This is a genomic window from Hyphobacterium sp. SN044 (assembly GCF_021864465.1).
Lineage (GTDB): Bacteria > Pseudomonadota > Alphaproteobacteria > Caulobacterales > Maricaulaceae > Hyphobacterium.
In genome coordinates this window covers 96636-115434 of sequence record NZ_JAKKUV010000001.1, presented here as the reverse complement: position 1 = coordinate 115434, position 18799 = coordinate 96636, and the positions used below count along the sequence as shown (strand labels likewise).

Annotated in this window: 15 protein-coding genes; 10 read left to right on the top strand and 5 right to left on the bottom strand. The window is 65.3% G+C overall.

Annotation, left to right across the window (positions count from 1 at the left end; all coding sequences use genetic code 11):
• Window positions 1-46 precede the first annotated feature (46 nt).
• Window positions 47-1873, bottom strand: a complete 1827-nt coding sequence (gene dnaG / locus L5876_RS00595; protein ID WP_236954149.1) for a DNA primase — start codon at window positions 1871-1873, stop codon at window positions 47-49.
• A 39-nt stretch (window positions 1874-1912) separates the two neighbouring features.
• Window positions 1913-2380, bottom strand: coding sequence for a GatB/YqeY domain-containing protein (locus tag L5876_RS00590; protein ID WP_039713014.1), 468 nt, complete (start codon window positions 2378-2380; stop codon window positions 1913-1915).
• A gap of 175 nt (window positions 2381-2555) precedes the next feature.
• Here L5876_RS00590 and carA point away from each other — a divergent pair, with 175 nt between their 5' ends.
• The 5 genes from carA to greA all read left to right on the top strand — a co-directional run bounded on the left by carA (window position 2556) and on the right by greA (window position 10805).
• Complete coding sequence (carA, locus tag L5876_RS00585) at window positions 2556-3737, top strand: glutamine-hydrolyzing carbamoyl-phosphate synthase small subunit (RefSeq protein ID WP_236954148.1); 1182 nt, start codon at window positions 2556-2558, stop codon at window positions 3735-3737.
• 1 nt (window position 3738) lies between these two features.
• Window positions 3739-5364: a phytanoyl-CoA dioxygenase family protein gene (locus L5876_RS00580; RefSeq protein WP_236954147.1), complete on the top strand. Its 1626-nt coding sequence runs from the start codon at window positions 3739-3741 to the stop codon at window positions 5362-5364.
• 35 nt (window positions 5365-5399) lie between these two features.
• Window positions 5400-6896 (top strand): peptide ABC transporter substrate-binding protein, encoded by a 1497-nt coding sequence (locus L5876_RS00575; protein WP_236954146.1) that lies wholly within the window; start codon window positions 5400-5402, stop codon window positions 6894-6896.
• Between the two features lie 133 nt (window positions 6897-7029).
• On the top strand, window positions 7030-10296 hold the full coding sequence (gene carB / locus L5876_RS00570) for a carbamoyl-phosphate synthase large subunit (protein WP_236954145.1): 3267 nt from the start codon (window positions 7030-7032) through the stop codon (window positions 10294-10296).
• 35 nt (window positions 10297-10331) lie between these two features.
• Window positions 10332-10805 carry a transcription elongation factor GreA gene (gene greA, locus L5876_RS00565; RefSeq protein WP_039719245.1) on the top strand — a complete coding sequence of 158 codons (474 nt, stop codon included), beginning with the start codon at window positions 10332-10334 and terminating at the stop codon, window positions 10803-10805.
• Window positions 10806-10885: 80 nt separating this feature from the next.
• On the opposite strand, the gene L5876_RS00560 is transcribed toward greA, so the two are convergent.
• On the bottom strand, window positions 10886-12271 hold the full coding sequence (locus tag L5876_RS00560; protein ID WP_236954144.1) for a M23/M56 family metallopeptidase: 1386 nt from the start codon (window positions 12269-12271) through the stop codon (window positions 10886-10888).
• On the bottom strand, window positions 12268-12702 hold the full coding sequence (locus L5876_RS00555) for a BlaI/MecI/CopY family transcriptional regulator (protein ID WP_236954143.1): 435 nt from the start codon (window positions 12700-12702) through the stop codon (window positions 12268-12270). The genes L5876_RS00560 and L5876_RS00555 overlap by 4 nt, the downstream gene beginning before the upstream one ends.
• Window positions 12703-12742: 40 nt before the next feature.
• On the opposite strand from L5876_RS00555, the gene L5876_RS00550 reads away from it, so the two are divergent.
• The 4 genes from L5876_RS00550 (at window position 12743) to L5876_RS00535 (ending at window position 17027) form a co-directional block, all read left to right on the top strand.
• Window positions 12743-13678, top strand: a complete 936-nt coding sequence (locus tag L5876_RS00550; RefSeq protein ID WP_236954142.1) for a mitochondrial fission ELM1 family protein — start codon at window positions 12743-12745, stop codon at window positions 13676-13678.
• A 48-nt stretch (window positions 13679-13726) separates the two neighbouring features.
• Window positions 13727-14668 (top strand): thioredoxin-disulfide reductase, encoded by a 942-nt coding sequence (gene trxB / locus L5876_RS00545; protein ID WP_236954141.1) that lies wholly within the window; start codon window positions 13727-13729, stop codon window positions 14666-14668.
• Window positions 14669-14805: 137 nt separating this feature from the next.
• The gene (locus L5876_RS00540; RefSeq protein WP_236954140.1) at window positions 14806-15960 is read left to right on the top strand and encodes a DUF547 domain-containing protein; all 1155 of its coding nucleotides are present in this window, start codon (window positions 14806-14808) and stop codon (window positions 15958-15960) included.
• 74 nt (window positions 15961-16034) lie between these two features.
• The gene (locus L5876_RS00535; RefSeq protein WP_236954139.1) at window positions 16035-17027 is read left to right on the top strand and encodes an aldo/keto reductase; all 993 of its coding nucleotides are present in this window, start codon (window positions 16035-16037) and stop codon (window positions 17025-17027) included.
• A gap of 80 nt (window positions 17028-17107) precedes the next feature.
• Here the strand turns inward: L5876_RS00535 and L5876_RS00530 are convergent, their stop codons facing one another.
• A complete protein-coding gene (locus L5876_RS00530) occupies window positions 17108-17413 on the bottom strand; it encodes a hypothetical protein (protein WP_236954138.1) in 306 nt (101 codons plus the stop codon).
• A 219-nt stretch (window positions 17414-17632) separates the two neighbouring features.
• On the opposite strand from L5876_RS00530, the gene L5876_RS00525 reads away from it, so the two are divergent.
• Entirely contained in the window at window positions 17633-18526 is an 894-nt protein-coding gene (locus L5876_RS00525; RefSeq protein ID WP_236954137.1) for a LysR family transcriptional regulator, read from the top strand.
• Window positions 18527-18799: the final 273 nt, after the last annotated feature.

The following is an 18799-nucleotide window of genomic DNA, read 5'->3' as shown; positions in this document are numbered from 1 at the left end:
GCGTCTACGCCAGATGTGATGCCGATAACCGGCCCCCGCCCGTTATTCAAACCGGCCCGTCGCCTTCACCCGTCCTCCGGAAGGCTTCCACGAGTCGGCGCAAATTGTCCGAATCGCCCCGGCCGATCTCCTCGTCCAGGCGATTACGGATTTCCTCGCGCTTGGTTCTCTTGTCCAGCCGATCCATATAGGAAGCCGCCAGCTTATTCCAAGCGGTCTCGCGCTGTGCCAAAGGCGCCTCGGATCCCCCCAGCGCCGCGCGCATGGGAATCCGGTCGCTCTCCAACCGACGCAAGATGTCCGAGAACCCTTCTGCCTCCAGTGCCGCCCGCAAACCGCCGTCGCCGGACAGTTTTCCGGAAGCGCAGGCGTCTAGAACGGCGTTGCGCAAGGAGTCAAGCGAACCGCATTCGAGCGCGGCCAGGGTTTCGGCATTGTTCTCGGCGATTTCCGGGTATTCGATCGCGGCCAGCAACAGGTGTTTCAGCGTCGGCGTCGCGCGGTCGCCCGAGATCTTGCGCTTCAACTCGCCTGTCGGGCCGGGCGTGGGGCCGTTCCGGCGCCACTCCCCGGCGCGGCGGTCGCGGCGCTGACTGCCGAACAGGGTCTGCATCCGGTTGTCGAATTCGGTCCGGTATTCCTCGCGGATATCCGGGTTGGCGATTTTCTGCAGCAACCCGCGAATACGGCGGCGGAAGGCGGCGCGGCGGTCGGGATCGTCGAGCGGTTCGAGTTCGGCCTCGCGGTCCCACAAGAGTTGCGCCAGCGAGCGGGTCTGGGTCGCGGCCGCGCGCAGGGCAGCGGCGCCTTCCTCGCGCAACAGGTCGTCCGGGTCCTTGCCGTCGGGCAGGAAGACGAAGCGCAGCGTACGGCCCGGCTCGATCATCGGCAGGGCCCGGTCGGCGGCGTTGGCCGCGGCACGGCGACCCGCGCTGTCGCCGTCAAAGCAGAGCACCGGTTCGCCGCCCGCGCGCCAGAGCAGGGTCAGCTGGTCCTCGGTCAGGGCCGTGCCCAGCGGTGCGACGGCATACTCGATCCCGGCGCGGGCAAAGGCGATCGCATCGAGATAGCCTTCCGCCACGATCAGTCCCTTTGCGCCCGAGGTCGGGTCGGAGGCCGCGCGGCGGGCTTCGGGATAGCGGTAGAGGGTCGAGCCCTTGTGGAAGATCGGCGTCTCGGGCGAGTTCAGGTATTTCGCCCGCGCCTGTTTCGACAGCGCCCGTCCGCCGAACGCCACCAGCCGCCCGCGCGGATCGCGGATCGGGAACATCACCCGGTCGCGGAAGCGGTCATAGGCCGGAGTGGAATCCTCGGGATTGATCAGCAGGCCGCACTCGATCAGGTCGCGCGCATGGGCGCCGGCCTGGATCAGCTCGTCCTTCAGCGCGGAGCGGCTGTCGGGGGCATAGCCGATGCCGAAGCGCTTCCAGTCGTCCGGGCCGATGCCGCGGCCTTCGAGATAGCGGCGCGCATTGGTTCCGGCACGGGAGCGCAGCGCGTTTTCGAAGAAGCGCTGCGCGGCCTCCATCCACTCGATGAGGGATTTGCGTTCCTCGGCCTTCTGCGCGGCCATGGGATCGGGTGCCGGCAGCGACATGCCCGCCTCGCCGGCCAGGCGCTCGGCGGCCTCCATGAAGTTGAGGCCCTCCATCTTCATCAGCCAGTCGAAGGCGTCGCCATGCTCGCCGGAGGCGAAGCAATGGTAGAAACGCTTCTCGTCGTTGACGAAGAAGGACGGCGTTCTCTCCTTCTTGAAGGGAGACAGACCGGCAAATTCGCGGCCCTGACGCTTCAGCGGTACGGTCCGCCCGATCAGGTCGGACAGGCGGATACGCGCGCGAATTTCATCCTTGAAGTCGTCAGTAAGGCGCATGCGGACAGACTAGACCGCGGCGCGGCAAGGCGCCATCGGTCAGGCAACTTCCTGCAGCAAGGATTTCACCTTGGCGCCCGCCTTGGCGAAGTCCATGCGGCCGGCATAGCGCTCCTTCAGGGCACCCATGCACTTGCCCATGTCCTTCAGGCCGGAGGCGTTCAGCTCGTCGACGACGCCGCGGGCGGCCTGGTCGATTTCGCTTTCGTCCATCGGTTTGGGCAGGAATTCGCGGACGATCTCGGCTTCCGTCCGCTCGCGCTCGGCGAGGTCGAGGCGGCCGGCCTTCTCGTAGGTGTCGGCGCTCTCGTCACGCTGTTTGGCGAGCTTCTGCAGGATCGCCATCATCTCGGTGTGGTCGCAGCCACCGCAGCGATCTTCCGCGCGGGCGGCAATGTCCCGGTCCTTGATGGCCGCGGCGATGAGGCGGAGCGTCGACAGACGCACCGGGTCCTTCGCCTTCATGGCGGCCTTCAGTTCGGACTGGATTCGTTCACGAATGGACATGTGTTTTGATACCTGTGTGGACGTTCAGCAGATCACCAGATCAACACTTTGTTTTTCCAGCGATAATCGGCGCGTTCCATTTCTTGACGCCTGCCGTTTGCCTGCCTATCGTCGCGGCAAAATTCGGACCGGTGATGTAGTCACTCCCCGTCCGATTTCCAAGGAGCGCGCTGATATGACGGCCCCCAGAGAAAATCAAGCCCCGGCAGGTCGTCCGACCGGGGTGATCGTTCTTGCCGACGGCACGGTCCTGCAGGGCTTCGGTGCCGGCAAGACCGGTTCGGCCATCGGCGAAGTCTGCTTCAACACGGCAATGACGGGCCACCAGGAAATCCTGGCCGACCCGTCCTATGCCGGTCAGATCGTCTGTTTCACATTCCCGCATATCGGAAATGTCGGCGCGAATATCGAGGACGAGGAAGCCTCGTGCGATCGGGGGCGAAAGGCCGCCGTGGGCATGATCTCTCGCGCGCCGATCACCCCGCCGGCGAACTGGCGCGCCGAGCAGAGTTTCAGCGACTGGCTGGCCGATCGCGGCATCGTCGCGGTCACCGGGGTCGACACGCGCGCCCTGACCCGCCGCATTCGCGACGAAGGCATGCCGATGGGCGTGATTGCGCATGACCCGGAGGGCCATTTCGACCTCGACGCGCTGAAGGCGCAGGCCGCCGCCGCGCCGACGATGGAAGGCCGCGAACTGGCGAAGGCCGTCTCGTCGACCGGCGCGGCCGACTGGGACAAGGGCGACTGGGCCTGGTCGCAAGGCTTCACCGCCGGGCCGAAGGACGGTCCGCTCGTCGTCGTGCTCGACTACGGGGTGAAGGCCAACATCCTCCGCCGCCTCGTCTCCGCCGGCGCCCGGGTTCACGTGGTGCCGGGCTCGGCCAGCGCGGCCGACGTGCTGGCGCTGAAGCCGGCCGGCGTGCTGGTGTCCAACGGTCCGGGCGACCCGGCCGCGACCGGTCAGTATTCGCTGGAAACCATTCGCGGTGTGATCGATGCCGGCGTGCCGACGCTCGGCATCTGCCTGGGGCACCAGATGCTGGCCTTGGCGCTCGGCGGAAAAACGCTGAAGATGGTCCAGGGCCACCACGGGGCGAACCATCCTGTGAAGAATCTGGAGACGGGCCAGGTGGAAATCGTGTCGATGAATCACGGCTTCGCGGTCGATGCGGCAACGCTGCCCGCCGACGCGGTCCAGACCCATGTCTCGCTGTTCGACGGTACGAATTGCGGCTTCAAGCTGAAGGACCGCCCGGTCTGGGCCGTGCAGCACCACCCGGAAGCCAGCCCCGGCCCGCAGGACAGCTTCGCCGTCTTCGACAGGTTCGTGAGTGCGCTGAAGGAAGCGGCCTGAGATGATCGCCCAGGTGGAGACGTGCCCGGTGTGCGGCGGCAGCCGCGAGACGATCTACGGACCGGTCACCGTTCCCATCAACCAGACCATCACGGTCGAGCAGTGCCAGGCCTGCGGTCTGGCCGAGCGCCAGCCCGGCACGGCGTTCGATTTCACCAATCTGCCGGCCCACGCCTACATGGACGACTGGGAGGCGCTCGACCTCTCCGGTCTCCGTTTCAAGTACGAGCGGATGAGCGAGGCCGCCCGCGACCTCGCCCCGTGGGTCGTCAAGGACGGGCCGTGGGGAAGGGCCCTGCTCGATGTGGGTTGCGGCCCCGGCTATTTCTGCATGCACGCCCGGGCCAATGGCTGGCGCGCCCAGGGTGTCGACAACTGGCGCGAGATCGCGGCCTGGGGTCAGAAACACCTGAAGGTCGAGATCGAACCCAAGAAGATCGAAGACAGCGCAACGCCGGAGAATGAGTTTGAGGTCGTCACCGCCTTCGACGTGATCACCTTCACCGAAGACCCGGTCGCCTTTCTGAAGGCCTGCCGCGCGCGCCTGAAGCCCGGCGGCATGGTGATGATCTCGACGACGAATTTCGACGCGGAAGGCCGCAAGGCCGAGGGCGTCGACTGGCCGCCGCTCGGGGCGAATGTCCGGCGCTGGTTCTTCTCGCCGAAAAGCCTTGAAGAAGCCTGCCGCAAGGCCGGTTTCGGCGCGTCGCGCGTATTGCTCGCCGGCGGGCCGGACCACGACCAGGAACTGATCCTCTTCGCGCAGAACCCGTTCAAAACCGCGATCAGCTGGACCGACATCGCCGAGGACGAGCACAGCGACAACATGCTGCCGCCGCTCGACCGCAAGTCGGTCGATGTCTCGACCCTCAATGAGGACCAGCGCTTCTGGCGCGAGAACGGTTATCTGATCCTCCGGAACTTCATCCCCGAGGAGGTGATCGACCGCTATTGCCGGGTCCGCGAGAAGGTGAAGTCGACCGGCGGCTGGGACGACGAGACGCCCTATATGGAGATCAAGGAAATCCGCGATCTCTGCCTCCATGGCGCGCTGATGGAGAAGCTGGAAAAGCTGATCGGCGAGCCGATGGTGATGAATCTCAACCTCACCGGCTGGAAGACGACGCAGCGCGACTGGCACCAGGACGACTATCTCAATCCGGACGAGGTGCGCGGGCGCTATGTCGCCTGCTGGTTCGCGCTCGACACGATCACCGCCGACAGCGGTCCCTTCCAGTTCGTGCCCGGCTCGCACCAGTGGCCGCACATCAAGAAGAGCAAGATTCTCAACTTCGTGCCGGAAGAGGTGCGCACCCAGCGATCGTGGCCGATCCATTCGGAGCGTGTACTGACACCCTTCTTCGAATCCAAGATCGCGGAAGAAAACCTCGAAAAGGTCGATTTCCTCGCCGAGAAGGGTGACGCGCTGATCTGGCATGCCCGCCTTCTGCACCGCGGAACGGTGGCGAAGAATCCGAACGCGATGCGCAAGGCGATCATCACGCACTATACCGCGCTCGGCGCGATGTCGGCCTATGGCCCGGTGGAGCGCTGGAATACCGGCGGCCTCTACTTCGCAGACCCCAGCAAGCGCGAGGTTGATCCCGAGCGCGAGGTGCTGGGCTGAGCCCTCCCCGGTTTCCGGTCGATCGCCGCGCCCTGATGCTCGGCGGGCTGTCGCTCGCCGGCTTGTCCGCCTGTGGTCAGCGGCAGGCGGCGGCGGAAGGTGACCTCCTTCGCGTCGCGATCGGCGGCATGCCGGACTCGCTCGACCCGGCGATCGGCCAGTTCGCCACGGCCGCCCTCGTCTACAAGCAGATCCATGGCCCGCTGACCGATTACGGCCCGAACGGCGGTGTCGCACCCGGGCTGGCAGCGCACTGGTTTGCCAATGATAACGCCACGCGCTGGACGTTCCGGCTTTTCGAAAGCCTTCAATGGTCCGACGGGACACCGCTCGACGCCGAGGACATTGTCTGGTCGGCCCGTCGGATCGTCGATCCGGCCTCCACCTTCGCGCAGATCGGCGATTTCTACTCCGTCCTCAACGCGCCGGAAGTCCTGCGCCAGGAAGCCCCGCCCGAGGCCATGGGCGTGCGCGCGCTCGATCCGTTGACGATCGAGTTCGAGATGACTGCGCCGATCAGCTTCTTCCCGCTGTTGATGCGCGAATTCTATCCCTTCCCGCGCCACGCCATCGAGGCGCACGGCTCAGGCTGGACACGGCCGGAAAACTTCGTCGGCTGCGGGCCGTTTGTGGTGTCCGGAGCCGGCGCCCTGTCGCTGCAGCTGCGGCGCAATCCGCTGGCGCGCAATCCGGCGCGGATCGAGAATGTGCATATCGAGGCGGTGGAAGACGCGGCGACGCGCCAGCGCCTGTTCCGCGCGGGGGACTATGACCTCGCCGACAATCCGATGGCGAACCAGATCGCCCTCTTGCGCGAGCAGATCGGTGACCGGCTGCACGGCTATGCTGCGCCGAAATTCACCTACTTCAAATGCAATATGGCCCGGGTGGACGCTGTCACGCGGCAGCGGTGCGCCGAGGCCATCGACCGCGCCTTCATCGCCGACAATCTCCTGCCCGGCGTGGCCACACCGACGGAATCGATCATTCCAGGGTCGGACGTGTTCACAACGCTGACCGTGGTCGCGATGCCGCAAGAGCACCGGCCCCTCCTTCTCCGTTGCCTGAGCGGTGAACGCGAGCGGATTGCCGTGGTAGTCGCCGACGATCTGCGCCGTTCGGGCCTGGAGGTCGACATCCTCGCGACCCCTGCGACCGATCTCTACCAGGCCGTCGATGCAGGTGATTACGATCTGGCGCTGGCGCATTTCGACCGGGGTCTGAAAGGCGAGCCCAACTTCATGCTGGAACCGTTCGCACCGGGCCAGTTCGCCGACAACATGAACTGGTATGCGGGCGAGAACCCGGCCTCTGCGGAGTTCACGGCCCTGATCGCTCAAGCGCGCGCGGCGGTGGACGACACGGAACGCGATGCACTCTATCGCGCGGCCGAGACGATCATTCTCGGCCAAAATGTCGTCGTTCCGCTGTTCCACGAGCGGGCCTTCTGGCTCATCTCCGACCGGGTCGAGGGCCTGCCCGAGACGATCCAGCCCATGCTGTGGGGCGGGGCTGAAATAAGGGGCGTTTAAACCCCTCGCCAAGGCGGCGATTCACGGTTAGTACGGGCGCCTAGCACGACAGTTCAATCGACACCCCGCCGGACCCGCGCGATAAAGTGGAGCCGGGCCGGGTGTTCGCGCGCGAGACGAGACGGGAAGAACCATGCCGAAACGTACCGATATCGAAAGCGTCCTGATCATCGGCGCCGGGCCGATCATCATCGGTCAGGCCTGTGAATTCGACTATTCGGGCGTTCAGGCGGTCAAGGCCCTCAAGGAAGAGGGCTACCGGGTCATCCTGGTCAACTCCAACCCGGCGACGATCATGACCGATCCGGGCCTGGCCGACGCGACCTATGTCGAGCCGATCACGCCGGAAATGGTCGAGAAAATCATCGCCAAGGAAAAGCCGGATGTCCTCCTGCCGACGATGGGCGGGCAGACCGCGCTCAACTGCGCGCTGGAGCTCGACCGCCGCGGCGTGCTCGAGAAGTACGGCGTTGAAATGATCGGCGCGCGCGCCGACGTGATCGACAAGGCAGAAAACCGCCAGCGTTTCCGCGAGGCGATGGACTCCATCGGGCTCGAAAGCCCGCGCTCGGGCGTCGCGCACACGCTGGAAGAGGCCAAGGCGCTGCAGGCGGAGATCGGCCTGCCGGCGATTATCCGCCCGTCCTTCACCATGGGCGGCACGGGCGGCGGCATCGCCTACAATATCGAGGAGTTCGAGGAGATCTGCGCGGCGGGTATCGCCGCCTCCCCGGTCAATGAAATCCTCGTCGAGGAAAGCGTCCTCGGCTGGAAGGAATACGAGATGGAAGTGGTCCGCGACCGCGCGGACAACTGCATCATCATCTGCTCGATCGAGAATATCGATCCGATGGGCGTGCACACGGGCGACAGCGTGACCGTCGCCCCCGCCCTGACGCTGACCGACAAGGAATACCAGCGCATGCGCTCGGCCTCGATCGCCGTGCTGCGCGAAATCGGCGTGGAAACCGGCGGCTCGAACGTGCAGTTCGCCGTCGATCCGAAGACCGGCCGCATGGTCGTGATCGAGATGAATCCGCGCGTGTCGCGCTCCTCGGCACTGGCCTCGAAGGCCACCGGCTTCCCGATCGCCAAGGTCGCCGCGAAACTGGCCGTCGGCTACACGCTCGACGAGATCGCCAACGACATCACCAAGGGCGCGACCCCGGCCAGCTTCGAGCCGACGATCGACTATGTCGTCACCAAGATCCCGCGCTTTGCCTTCGAGAAATATCCCGGCGCCTCCAACATCCTGACGACGTCGATGAAGTCGGTCGGCGAAGCGATGTCGATGGGCCGGAATTTCCAGGAATCGGTCCAGAAGGCGCTGCGGTCGCTCGAAACCGGCCTCAGCGGTTTCGACGAGATCCATGTCGAGGGCCTCAGCGAGGCGAAGACGCCGGAAGCCCGGCGCGAAGCGATGGTCGCCGCGCTCGCCCGCCCGACGCCGGATCGTTTGCGCTATGTCGCCCAGGCCTTCCGCGAAGGCATGACGGTCGACGAGATCAACGCCGCCTGCGCCTACGAGCCGTGGTTCCTGCGCCAGATCGAGGAAATCGTCGCGGTAGAGCATAGGGTCCGCATGGAAGGCCTGCCGAAGGATGCCGCCGGCTTCCGCGCGATCAAGGCGATGGGCTTCTCCGATGCCCGTCTCGCCAAGCTGACCGACCAGGACGAGGACGCTGTCCGCGCCGCGCGCCGCGATCTCGGCGTCCGCCCCGTCTACAAACGGGTCGACAGCTGCGCGGCCGAATTCGTCGCGGCGACGCCCTACATGTACTCGACCTACGAAACCGCGCCGTTCGGTGGTACGGCGGATGACGAGAGCCAGCCGACCGACCGCCGCAAGGCGATCATTCTCGGCGGCGGTCCGAACCGGATCGGCCAGGGCATCGAGTTCGACTATTGCTGCTGCCACGCGGCCTTCGCCTTCGCCGAGATGGGCCTTGAATCCATCATGGTGAACTGCAACCCGGAGACGGTCTCGACCGACTACGACACGGCCGACCGCCTCTATTTCGAACCGCTGACCACGGAAGACGTGCTGGAGCTGATCGAGACCGAGCGCTCGAACGGCACGCTGGCGGGCGTCGTCGTCCAGTATGGCGGGCAGACGCCGCTGAAGCTGGCGGGCGATCTCGAAAAAGCCGGCATCCCGATCCTTGGCACGCAGCCGGACGCGATCGACCTCGCGGAAGACCGCGAACGCTTCAAGGCGCTGCTCGACACGCTCAATCTGCGCCAGCCGCCGAACGTGATCGCGCATTCGGAGGCCGAGGCCTTCGCGGCGATGGAAACGCTCGGCTTCCCGCTGGTGCTGCGCCCCTCCTACGTGCTGGGCGGCCGCGCCATGGAAATCGTGCGCGAACCGGAAGGCCTGGAACGCTATCTGCGCGAGGCGGTCCATGTGACCGGCAAGACACCGCTGCTGGTCGACCGCTATCTCGACAATGCCGACGAGGTCGATGTCGATGTGATCTGCGACGGCGAGGACGTCTTCGTCGCGGGCGTGATGGAGCATATCGAGGAGGCGGGCGTGCATTCGGGCGACTCGGCCTGCTCGCTGCCGCCCTTCTCGCTGTCTTCGGACACCATCGAGGAGTTGAAGACCGAGGCCATCGCCCTGGCGAGAGCGATCGGCGTGAAGGGGCTGATGAACGTCCAGTTCGCCATCAAGGACGGCGAGATTTTCGTGCTGGAAGTCAATCCGCGCGCCTCGCGCACCGTGCCCTTCGTCGCCAAGGCGATCGGCGTGCCGGTGGCGAAGATCGCCGCGAAAGTGATGGCCGGAGAGACCCTTTCGTCTTTCGAGCTGAAAGACCCGGCGCCGAAACATGTCGCGGTGAAGGAAGCGGTAATGCCGTTCGCGCGCTTCCCCGGCGTCGACCCGGTGCTCGGCCCGGAGATGCGCTCCACCGGCGAGGTCATGGGCATCGACGCCGACTTCGAAAGCGCATTCGCCAAGAGCCAGCTTGGCGCGGGCGTGAAGCTTCCGAAGTCTGGCGCGGTCTTCGTTTCGCTGAAGGAATCCGACAAGGACATGATGGTCCCGGCCGCGAAGATGCTGGCCGAGATGGGCTATACCGTGCTCGCCACCGACGGCACGGCGGCGCATTTCGAAGCCGCAGGTGTTCCGGTGACCCGGGTGAAGAAAGTGTCCCAGGGCCGCCCGCACATCGTCGATGCGATCAAGAATGGTGAAGTCCAGTTGATCTTCAACACGACCGAAGGCCGCCAGTCGCACAAGGACAGCTATTCCATCCGTCGCACGGCACTGGAACTGAAAATCCCGTGCTACACGACGGCCTCCGCGGCGGAGGCGGCGGTGAAGTCGCTGAAAAAGATCGATGCAGGCGCGCTTGAACCGCGCTCGCTCCAATCCTACTCTCGTGGGGATTGAGAATAGCTCCCCATTTCCGAGCGAGATTACCGAACATGAGCAAAGTACCGATGACCGACGAGGGCTATCGGGCCCTCGACGAAGAATTGAAGCGTTTGAAGACGATTGAGCGGCCCGCCGTGATTCAGGCGATTTCCGAAGCGCGCGAGCATGGCGATCTGTCTGAGAACGCCGAATACCACGCGGCGAAGGAACGCCAGGGCTGGATCGAGGGCCGCGTCGCCGAGCTTGAGGACAAGATCGCGCGCGCCCAAGTGATCGACGTGTCCAAGCTGGACGGCGACACGGTGAAGTTCGGCGCGACCGTTTCGGTCGTCGACGAGGACACCGAGGAAGAAGCCTCCTACAAGATCGTCGGCGAAGACGAGGCGGATGTGCGCTCGGGCAAGATCTCGATCACCTCCCCCATCGCGCGCGCCATGATCAACAAGGAAGTCGGCGACGTGATCGAGGTGAACGCCCCGGGCGGCCTCAAATCGTACGAAATCCTGAAGGTGGAATGGATCTGACGATCCGGACCATTTGACTGAAATCGAAACGCCGGGACGGTCCTCGTCCCGGCGTTTCTGTTACCGGCGGCGGTTCGGGGTCAGCCGTCCGATGGCGTGGCCGAGGCAAGGCCCGGCAGATGGTCGGCGGGATCGAGGCGCTCGCCGTCGCGGTGCACTTCGACATGCAGGTGCGGACCGGTCGACACGCCCGAAGACCCGACGCGGGCGATCACCTGACCGGCGAGGACCGCGTCGCCCGGGGCGACGGCATAGTCCTGAAGCTGGGCGTAGACGGTGGTCCAGCCGCTGCCGTGGTCGATCTCGACCACATTGCCCCACCCTGCCTGACCGTTATAGCCGCTGCCGGCATAAGTGACGCGGCCGCCTGCCGGCGCGATGACCGGCGTGCCGGCAGGCGCGGCGATGTCGTGGCCCGTGTGATTGCGCGGGCCATCGGGGCCGGGCGCGGCCGGGCCGAAGCGGGACGTGGTACGGCCCTGGACGACCGGCGCGGTGAAGTCCGGATCGGCGGCCATGCCGGAGGCTTCCGCGACCTGAAGTCCGGCGACCGGAAGCGCCATCACGGCGAGCGCGGCGAGCGCGACCATGCCGCCCGCAGAGCGGGTTTTCGGGGCAGGAGAGAGAATGGAACGTATACGCATTTCGAGTGCCTTCCTGGGTTCCACGCCAAAACCGAGTGCGGCCTGCGGCCCCGAATTCGCGCAGGCAGCCTGGAGCAGGGAACGGGCGTAGGATCGTGCCCTGCCGTTACCGAGGGTTTCGAGCGCAGCGCGGTCGCAGGCGATCTCCACCGCCAAGCGGCGTTCGCGCTCGATGAGAAAGACGAAGGGATTGAACCAGAGCGCCAGCCCGGCGAGGCGCATGGCGAGCAGGGTTCGGCTGTCGCGGCGGCGTATGTGCGCCAGTTCATGGGCGAGAACGAGATCGTCGGTCCCGTTGTCGCGCGGCAGAACCAGGATCGGTCGCAACAGGCCGCAGACGAAGGGCGACGGCACCGCATCGATCCGCACGTCGATCACCGCGCTGACCGCCATGGATCGGGCGACCCGGGTGACCCGCGCGCGCGTTTCACTGTCCGCCGGTTGCGTTTTCTTCAGTCGCAGATGGAGCAAAAGCGATCGGCGGAGTTCGACGACCCCGCGCAGGGCCGCCCCCGCACCCCAGAGCGCCAGCAGTATCAGGTCCCAGCGCAGGCCGGGCGTGATCGCCAGCGCGGCTGGTTCCGCACCGCTGGCGGGCTGCGGCGCGATCAGAGCCGTCACCGGCTCAAGCGGTTCGGCCAGCGACGGGAGCGCCGCGTTCAACCAGGGGGACACGGCGGCGACAATGAGGGAAAGAGCGGCGAGCGCGTATCCCGTCAGCCAGTACGCTTCACCGCGTTCCCGTCCCCGGCCGAAGACCCAGACGAGCGCGGCGATGGCGAGGCTGGCGGCCGCCGCGAGACTGATCCCGATCACGCTCATGCCTCGTCCTCCGGCTTTTCGGCGAGGAGTTTTTCAAGCTCGGCGATATCGGCGGGATCGAGCAGCGGGCTCGACGCGAAGGCCGAGGCCGGCAGCGGTTCGTCGAGGTCAAAGACCTGCGCGGAAAAGCTGCGGATCATCGCGCTCAGAACCTGCGCCTTGGTGGCTTTCGGCGCGAAGACAGCGAGGCCGTGCGCGTCGCCGCGCCCGATCAGGCCCTTCTCGACCATGCGCGCGATCAGCGTGCGCGTTGTGGAATAGGACCAGTTCTGACCGCTGCCCGCTCGATCATGGATCTCGCGCGCGCCCAGCGGCGATTGCGACCACAGGGCTTTCAGAACCGACATCTCGGAGGGGCTGGGTTTTTCCACGACACACCACAGGTATGATGTGACATTTGTCGCATGTATGCGGTTCGTGTCAAGCAGCATGTGATTGACGCCCCGCCCAGGAAGCCTGCTAAACGGGTGTATGGGCACGACTCCGAAGGTCATCTGGGCGGTCGCAGACACCCGCCGCGGCGTCGAGAACCAGGCCGTCGGCCTGGCCGAAGCTGTCGCGCGGCAACTCGGCAACGCTGTCGTTGCGCGCGTCACCATCCGCGACGACGGTTTCGTTACACTGCCCGAGCTGGATACGCCCGATGTCTGGATCGGCTGCGGCCGGCCGGCGCTGAAGCTGGCGCGGCGGCATCGCAAGATCTTTCCCGCCGCTCGCTTCGTCTACGTCCAGGACCCGCGCAACCACTATGACCGTTTCGACCTGATCGTCGCGCCGGGACATGACCGGGTGCGCAAGGCGAACGCGATCTCGATGATCGGCTCGCCGCACCGGGTGAGCCCGGACCGGCTCGCCGAGGGCAAGGCCGCGTTCGCGAAGGAGTTGGCAGCCCTGCCCGCGCCGCGCGCGGCAGTCCTGATCGGCGGGCCGAACAAGCGCTTCAAGGTGACACCCGAAGTTTCCGCCAATCTGGAAGCGCGGATCGGCGATCTGCTCGACGCAGGCTATTCCCTGATGCTGTCGGTCTCGCGGCGCACGCCGGAGGCGCTGACCAAAGCGCTGAAGGCGCGGTTCGACGGCGACAAGCGTGTCTGGCTGTTCGATGGCATGGGCGAGAATCCGTATTTCGCCTTCCTCGCCGCGGCGGACCTGATCTGCGTCACGGAAGATTCCACCAACATGCTGGTCGAGGCCGCCTCGACCGGAAGGCCAGTCTATTCCCTGCCACTCGATGGTGACCCCGGAAAGTTCTCCCGGCTCTATGGCGCGCTGGAAGCCCACGGGGCGCTACGACCCCTGCTCGGCCCGGTCGAATCCTGGACCTATCCCCCGCTCGACGCGACGGCGCAGGCCGCGCGCGAGGTGGTGTTGAGGCTCGGCCTTGAGCCGCAAGGGGCTGCGGCCTAACTAGAGGCCCACAGAGCCGATACCCGATTCCTCCGGAGCCTTTCCCACATGTCCGAACCCCTCCATTCCAAAGTCGTCATCGTCGGGTCCGGCGCCGCCGGCTACACCGCTGCGATCTATGCCGCGCGCGCCATGCTGAAGCCGATGGTGATTGCCGGCCTGCAGCCGGGCGGGCAGATGACGATCACCACGGACGTGGAGAATTATCCCGGCTTCGCGGACGTTATCCAGGGCCCCTGGCTGATGGAGCAGATGCGCGCCCAGGCCGAACATGTCGGCGCGGAAATGGTCAGCGACATCATCACCAACGTGGACCTGTCCAAGCGCCCGTTCACGCTGACCGGCGACAGCGGCACGACCTACACCGCTGACGCGCTGATCATCGCGACGGGGGCGAGCGCGAAATGGCTCGGCCTGGAATCCGAAGAGAAGTATCGCGGCTTCGGCGTGTCGGCGTGTGCGACCTGTGACGGCTTTTTCTATCGCGAGAAGGAAGTCTTCGTGATCGGCGGCGGCAACACCGCGGTCGAGGAGGCGCTGTTCCTGACGAATTTCGCCTCGAAGGTGACGCTGGTGCACCGCCGCGACTCCCTGCGCGCCGAAAAGGTGATGCAGGAACGCCTGTTCAATCACCCCAAGGTCGAGGTGATCTGGGACAGTGTGCTGGAAGAAGTCCTCGGCGAGCAGAACCCGCCGGGCGTCACCGGTGCGAAGATCAAGCATCTGAAGACCCACGAGGTGACCGAGCACAAGGCCGACGGCGTGTTCATCGCGATCGGTCACCAGCCGGCGACGGAGCTTTTCCTCGACAAGCTCGACATGAAGCCGGGCAATTATCTGATGGTGAAGCCGGGCTCGACCGAAACCTCTGTTGAAGGCGTGTTTGCCGCGGGTGACGTGACCGACGACAAATACCGCCAGGCGGTGACGGCCGCCGGCATGGGCTGCATGGCGGCACTCGATGCGGAACGCTGGCTGGCCGGGCACTAGACTGGCGGGACTCGCGTCCTAGTTATCCCCATCGACCGCCGGCTTAATTTCAATTAAGTGGGCCGTAAGCGTGCGAGAAGTTGCGCGGTTGCAAACATAGAATCCGGTTATGTCGATTGAGTAAGGGACGTTCAAGAATGATCACGAAATTCCCCTTCCGCGCCGCTGCCACCGCGCTGGCGCTGTGCCTCTCCGCTCCGGCAGCCATGGCCCAGAACGGTCTGGCTCCTGAATTCGCCCCGTTTGCCCGTTCCAATCAGGCGAACGGTCCCGAAGTCGATTACGAAGTCTGGACCGGCCTGCTGCGCGATATCGTACTCGACGTGGGTCTTTCGGACCGCGATCCGCCGGCCGGACGCCCGATCCTGACGGGAACGCGGATCAATACGGGCAATACCAGCCGGTTCCGCTTCGAAGGCAATCGCGTCGTCTATCACACGATGTCGGATGAATACCGGGACGCGATCTCGGAATATCGCCGCGACCTCGAAACCCTGCCGGACCGGATCGACTTCTCGCGCCTGTCATCGGACGAGCAACTGGCCTACTGGATCAATCTCCACAATGTGGCGGTGATCGAGCAGATCGCGATCAACTACCCGGTGACGCGCCTGAACAATTTCCGGATCAACGGCCAGTCAGTCTACGACGCGCCGATCCTGACCGTGGCGGGTGTGCCGCTGAGCCTCAATGACATTCGCCTGCGGATCGTGTTTTCCCAGTGGAATGACCCGCTGGTGATGTACGGCTTCTTCAACGGCGCGATTGGCGGGCCGAACATTCTCCGCCACGCCTATACCGGCGAGAACGTCTGGACGTCGCTGCGCAACAACGGCGCCGAGTTCGTCAACTCGCTTCGCGGGGTCGGCACGGCGCAGCACGAGCTCGAAGTCTCGGTCATCTACGAAGATGCCCAGCCGTACTTCTTCCCTGATTGGGAGCGCGACCTGCGCGAACACCTGACGACGCTTGCCGTCGATTCCGCTTACGATCAGGTCCGCCGTGGCGGCCGGGTCGATGCCGATGTCGAGGCCTGGGAGATCGCCGACCTCATCAACGGGTCGAGCCGGTGCACGGGCGGCGCGGGTGACCTGACGATCCAGTCCTATTCGGGCAACGGGGTTCGCGGGCCGAGCATGTGCGGCACGCTTCCCCAGCATGCCGTGGAACTGATGACCGAAGTGCAGGTCCGCCGCCTGGAGCTGATCCGGAACGGCACCTACGGCCGGGTCTATGTCCGTGACATCCCTACGGACGATCCGGACACGGAAGAAGACGAATCCCAGCGTTGAGGCCCATTCAAAGCTGACGGGTTTACCTCCGGGGTTCGCGGTCTAGACTTTCCGCCGAACCCCGGAGGTTTTTCATGAACAAGCGCAAGATCGGCCCGTTCGAGGTCAACCCCATCGGCCTGGGCTGCATGGGCCTGTCCGCCTTCTACGGCCCGCCCACCGACCATGCCGAGGCTGTCCGCCTCTTGCGGCAGGCGGTCGATCTCGGCGTCGACCATTTCGACACAGCCGAGCTTTACGGCCGGAACGAGGAATTGCTGGGCGAGGCTCTGGAAGGCCTGCGCGACCGGATCCGTATTGCCACGAAGTTCGGTCCGAAATTCACCTTCGACGAGAACGGCAAGCGCGTCGGTCAGACCATCGACGGCTCGCCCGCGAACATGCGCCGCGCGGTCGAGAATTCGCTGCGCTATCTGCGCACCGATCATATCGACCTTTACTATCTGCACCGCCTCGACCCGAACACGCCGGTGGAGGAAACCGTCGGTGCGATGGGCGAGCTGGTGAAGGAAGGCAAGGTCCTCGCCATCGGCCTGTCCGAGGTCAATGGCGACACCTTCGCGAAAGCCAACGCCACTCATCCCGTCGCCGCGGTGCAAAGCGAGTACTCGATCTTCACCCGCGACGTGGAAACCGTGCTGTTCGACCAGCTGCGGGCCGCCGGCGCAACGCTGGTCGCCTATTCGCCGCTCGGCCGCGGCATGCTGACCGGCAGTTTCTCGAAGGATCACAAGCCGGGCGGACAAGGCGAATTCCGATCCGGCGACATGCAGCCGCGCTGGGCCGAGGGTGCCTATGAAGCCAATCTCGCCCTGGTCGACGAGGTCAAGGCGATTGCCGACGAGATCGGCGCCACGCCGGGCCAGGTCGCGCTCGCCTGGGTGCTGTCTCGCGGAGAGGATATCGTCACCATCCCGGGCACCACGAAGCTCAAAAATCTCGAATCCAATCTGGATGCCGCGGCGGTGACGCTGAGCGAAGGCCATCTGAAGCGGCTCGAACCGCTCGCCGACAAGGTCCAGGGCGCGCGCTATAACGAAATGGGCATGGCCGCGGTCAACCGCTGACGCCTTCCCCAGCGCGGAAACGAAAATGGCGGGACCCGGACGGGCCCCGCCATTTGTTCGTCCGCAAAGGCAGCGCGCTGTTAGTGCGCCGGCTCTTCAGCGACTTCCGTGACGGTTTCGTCGGTCGGCTCGGCGGCGACGTCTTCGGTCACGACCTCTTCGACGACGGTTTCGTCGGTGACGACGTCTTCACCTTCGGCGACAACGTCTTCGACGATCAGGGCTTCGGCTTCGACGCCGACGGTTTCGTCGGTCGAGACGACGTCGGCAGCGACTTCGGTCGCTTCCTGGATCGCCGGCGTGTGGTCGTCGTGCTGCGTGGCATAGGCAGCAACGGAAATCATCGCCAGGGAGGCGACGGTAGCCAGAATAAGGCGGGTGCGCATTGCGCGGTCTTCCTGAGGAATGAGTTGGTGCGGGCCCCGGGGCCGGCACCGCGATTTCTTGATCGCGGGCGGGCATATGCTCCTGCCCGGATGATTCCGCAAGGGCCGTGATCGCCTGTAATGAAATGTGATCACGGCGTTCCGTGCTCTGCTCACAGGGCGCTTTCGCTTGACGGGCTGGCGCAAAGCCGGAACAACCGGGGCTCGGGGAGAATGCCCATGGATTGGGACAAGCTGAAAACCTTTCATGCCGCGGCCGAGGCCGGTTCGCTGACCGGCGCCGCCGATTCCCTGTTGCTGTCGCAATCCGCCGTGAGCCGGCAGATCGCGGCCCTTGAGGACACGCTCGGCGTGAAGCTGTTCCACCGCCATGCGCGCGGGCTTATCCCGACCGAGCCGGGCCGCCTGCTGCACGAAGTGACGAAAGAGATCGCCGCAAAGGTCGCGTTGGCCCGGTCCGTGGTCGACGACAGCCACGACAACCCCTCCGGCGATCTGCGTGTCACCGCCCCGACGGCGCTCGGCGCGATCTGGCTGGCCCCGCGTATCGCGAAATTCCGCGACGCCTATCCCGATATCCGGGTCCACCTGCTGCTCGACGACCACGAATTCGACATCGCAGGCCTCGAGGCCGATTGCGCGATTCGTCCGTGGGAATCGACCCAGAATGACGTGATCCAGCGCAAGCTTCTGACCGCACGCCAGCACCTGTTCGCCAGCCAGTCCTATCTGGACCGGGAAGGCGCGCCGAAATCGGTTGCCGACCTCGATAACCACCAGATCATCCGCTACGGTCCGCCGCAGATGGCGCCGATCCGCAATCTCGAATGGGCGGCCTCGATCGGGCGGAAGCCGGGCGAACCGCCGCGCCCCGCCGTGATGGAAGCGAACACGATCTACGCCATCCTGCGGGCCGTGGAATCGGGCATCGGCATTGCCGGCCTGCCCGACTATGTCACGCGCGGCCACGACACTCTGGTGCCCGTTCTGCCCGAAACGGAAGGGCCGAGCTTTGACGTCTATTTCGTCTATCCGGGCGAACTGCGCGGGTCGAGCCGGCTGTCGGTTTTCCGCGAATTCCTGCTGCAGGAAGCCAAGGACTGGGAAAGCTGAACGCGTCATGACGCAGTGCAGCAAAAACGCATGGCCGTTTTGACCGAACGTCTCTGGAACAATCGCCCGGCCTCACGCATATACGCTTCACGAACACGGCGCGCAGGCGCGCCACGTTCCCCTTCGATTGCATACCGTCTCCTCCCCGAGAGTATGCGACACTGCGCCGGGTCCGTTCCCTCCCCTCGGACCCGGCGCATTTCTTTTTTGCCCCCCTCAACGCCGTTCCGCGCATGAAAAAGCCCCGGACGCGGATGCGCCCGGGGCAGTTCC

Coding starts and splice junctions, on each gene's coding strand:
- L5876_RS00590 (WP_039713014.1), bottom strand. CDS start 2,380: ATGTCCATTCGTGAACGAATCCAGTCCGAACTGAAGGCCGCCATGAAG.
- L5876_RS00560 (WP_236954144.1), bottom strand. CDS start 12,271: ATGAGCGTGATCGGGATCAGTCTCGCGGCGGCCGCCAGCCTCGCCATC.
- L5876_RS00580 (WP_236954147.1), top strand. CDS start 3,739: ATGATCGCCCAGGTGGAGACGTGCCCGGTGTGCGGCGGCAGCCGCGAG.
- greA (WP_039719245.1), top strand. CDS start 10,332: ATGAGCAAAGTACCGATGACCGACGAGGGCTATCGGGCCCTCGACGAA.
- L5876_RS00525 (WP_236954137.1), top strand. CDS start 17,633: ATGGATTGGGACAAGCTGAAAACCTTTCATGCCGCGGCCGAGGCCGGT.
- L5876_RS00555 (WP_236954143.1), bottom strand. CDS start 12,702: ATGCTGCTTGACACGAACCGCATACATGCGACAAATGTCACATCATAC.
- carB (WP_236954145.1), top strand. CDS start 7,030: ATGCCGAAACGTACCGATATCGAAAGCGTCCTGATCATCGGCGCCGGG.
- carA (WP_236954148.1), top strand. CDS start 2,556: ATGACGGCCCCCAGAGAAAATCAAGCCCCGGCAGGTCGTCCGACCGGG.
- L5876_RS00550 (WP_236954142.1), top strand. CDS start 12,743: ATGGGCACGACTCCGAAGGTCATCTGGGCGGTCGCAGACACCCGCCGC.
- L5876_RS00540 (WP_236954140.1), top strand. CDS start 14,806: ATGATCACGAAATTCCCCTTCCGCGCCGCTGCCACCGCGCTGGCGCTG.
- dnaG (WP_236954149.1), bottom strand. CDS start 1,873: ATGCGCCTTACTGACGACTTCAAGGATGAAATTCGCGCGCGTATCCGC.
- trxB (WP_236954141.1), top strand. CDS start 13,727: ATGTCCGAACCCCTCCATTCCAAAGTCGTCATCGTCGGGTCCGGCGCC.
- L5876_RS00535 (WP_236954139.1), top strand. CDS start 16,035: ATGAACAAGCGCAAGATCGGCCCGTTCGAGGTCAACCCCATCGGCCTG.
- L5876_RS00530 (WP_236954138.1), bottom strand. CDS start 17,413: ATGCGCACCCGCCTTATTCTGGCTACCGTCGCCTCCCTGGCGATGATT.
- L5876_RS00575 (WP_236954146.1), top strand. CDS start 5,400: ATGCTCGGCGGGCTGTCGCTCGCCGGCTTGTCCGCCTGTGGTCAGCGG.